The sequence below is a fragment of the Bacillus sp. EB V-12 genome (genome assembly GCF_056158125.1).
This window is the reverse complement of the sequence record NZ_JBUXJL010000043.1, coordinates 1-2,227: the sequence shown is the minus strand read 5'-3', so window position 1 is coordinate 2,227 and position 2,227 is coordinate 1. Positions and strand designations below refer to the sequence as shown.

The following is a 2,227-nucleotide window of genomic DNA, read 5'->3' as shown; positions in this document are numbered from 1 at the left end:
CTTCTTTTTAAAGCTAAATATTTTGAAGTGCTTTTCGCTTTTTAAAAAGGTTTTTGAGTACGTAGCTATATAAGTTTTATTCAATTTCTTTCGTGATTTTTTATATGTAATTTAAGATTTTCTATTTTATTTCTTAAAGATAGGATTCATCAGTGTGTTAAAATAGTACAGTTGTTTTTGATGTACTTTAATATAAGAAGATTTAAGTTAGAAAAGGAGATAATATGAAAAAGATAAGTATAATTACTATAGTAGTCTTAGTCCTGCTAGTAATCGTGTATATGTTAGTTGGAAATTATTTTTATAACTATGCGTTAAATGCGAAACAAGAAAAGGAATTTTTGCAAGATAATCCTCATTTAGTAGAAACGGTAAGTGCATCGGGAGATGTATTGGCTGCAAATGAAGAAAAGAATGCAAACTTCGTATCGAAGTATAAACCTAACACATTAACTATACGTTCTTTCGATAAATTAAATTTAAAAGGTTATGAATATATGAATGAACCATCTAGTCATAAATGGGCAATTGTAGTTCATGGATACAATGGTAGAGCATCAGAAATGACGAAATATGTTCGTAATTTCTATGAACAAGGCTATAATGTCATAGCACCAGACCTTCGTGGACATGGAAATAGTGAAGGAGATTATGTTGGTATGGGCTGGCATGATCGTAAAGATGTTTTGATTTGGATTCAACAAATCTTAAAGAAAGATCCTAATGCTGAAATAGCTCTATTTGGTGTTTCGATGGGCGGGGCAACTGTAATGATGACTTCAGGAGAAGATTTACCTTCTAATGTTAAAGTTATTATTGAAGATTGTGGATACTCAACTGTTATTGATGAATTTACTTATCAACTAAAAGATTTATTCCATTTACCGAAGTTTCCTGTTATGAATGCGGCAAATACGGTTACTAAATTAAGAGCTGGTTACGATTTAGAAGAGGCTTCAGCTGTAAAACAAGTAGCGAAAAGTAAAACACCTATGCTGTTCATTCATGGGGATGCTGATACATTCGTTCCTTTTGAAATGTTAGATGAAGTATATAATGCTGCAAAAGTAGAAAAAGAGAAATTAATTGTTCCAGGTGCTGGACATGGAGAAGCGGAGAAAGTAGATTCGAATAAATATTGGAATACTGTATGGAAGTTCGTAGGGAAGTATATTCCGGCATAATTAAAGTTGTTGCATTTATATAGACGATAATCGGAGGGATAATAGTTAATCCTTTTGATTATCGTTTTTTTGTTAATTAGGTATTCTGCTATAAGTGTGTTTTTGTATGTACTATATGAAGGAGATAGAGCAAAAACTTTTGAATTCCTTAATCTCAGTGCTACAATGATTGAAAACTAAATGTTAATGAGGTGTTTTTATGAAAATTGAAGTATGGTCGGATTTTGTATGCCCATTTTGCTATATTGGGAAACGTAGATTAGAGATGGCTTTAGAGCAATTTCCATATAAGAAGGATGTTGAAGTTGAGTTTAAAAGTTTTGAATTAGACCAAAATGCTCCAATCTATTCTGGAACAAGTATTAATGAAGTACTTGCATCAAAGTATGGAATTAGTATTGAAGAAGCTAAGCGTAATAACGTACAGTTAGGAAATCATGCAGCTAGTATGGGTTTAAGTTTTAATTTTGATGAGATGAAGCCGACTAATACTTTTGATGCGCATCGTCTTGCGAAGTTTGCAAAGAATCAAGGGAAAGAAAAAGAGATTACAGAAAATCTACTTTTTGCATATTTCACTGAATCGAAAAATTTAAGCGATGTGGATACACTTGCTACTATCGCTGAAGCTTCAGGTTTAGATAAGCAAGAAGCTTTAAATGTTATTAATGATAAAAATGCGTATGCAAATGATGTTAGAATTGATGAAGCGATTGCTCAGCAATATCAAATTTCGGGAGTGCCTTATTTTATTATTAATCAAAAGTATGCTATTTCAGGTGCACAACCACTTGAAACTTTTGTTGGTGCACTTCAGCAAGTGTGGGAAGAAGAGAATCCTGCACCTAAGTTGCAAGAACTTTCTTCAGAGGGTGGAAGCGATCTTTCTTGTACTGATGGAAGTTGTTCGGTGCCGTCGAAAGAACAATAGTTTTTATGGTAGAAGAGCACCCCATAGATTGTTCTGTGGGATGCTTGTATATAACTTATAGAAGAAATACGTAAATGAAATCTATAAAATATAAAGTTTTTTAAAAAACGTA

2 protein-coding genes are annotated in these 2,227 nt (G+C 32.5%); both read left to right on the top strand.

Annotation, left to right across the window (positions count from 1 at the left end; translation table 11 throughout):
• The first annotated feature begins 224 nt into the window (after nucleotides 1–224).
• Nucleotides 225–1,184 carry an alpha/beta hydrolase gene (locus ACZDYH_RS30265; RefSeq protein WP_033692091.1) on the top strand — a complete coding sequence of 320 codons (960 nt, stop codon included), beginning with the start codon at nucleotides 225–227 and terminating at the stop codon, nucleotides 1,182–1,184.
• Nucleotides 1,185–1,383: 199 nt separating this feature from the next.
• On the top strand, nucleotides 1,384–2,115 hold the full coding sequence (locus ACZDYH_RS30260) for a DsbA family oxidoreductase (RefSeq protein ID WP_000687954.1): 732 nt from the start codon (nucleotides 1,384–1,386) through the stop codon (nucleotides 2,113–2,115).
• Nucleotides 2,116–2,227: the final 112 nt, after the last annotated feature.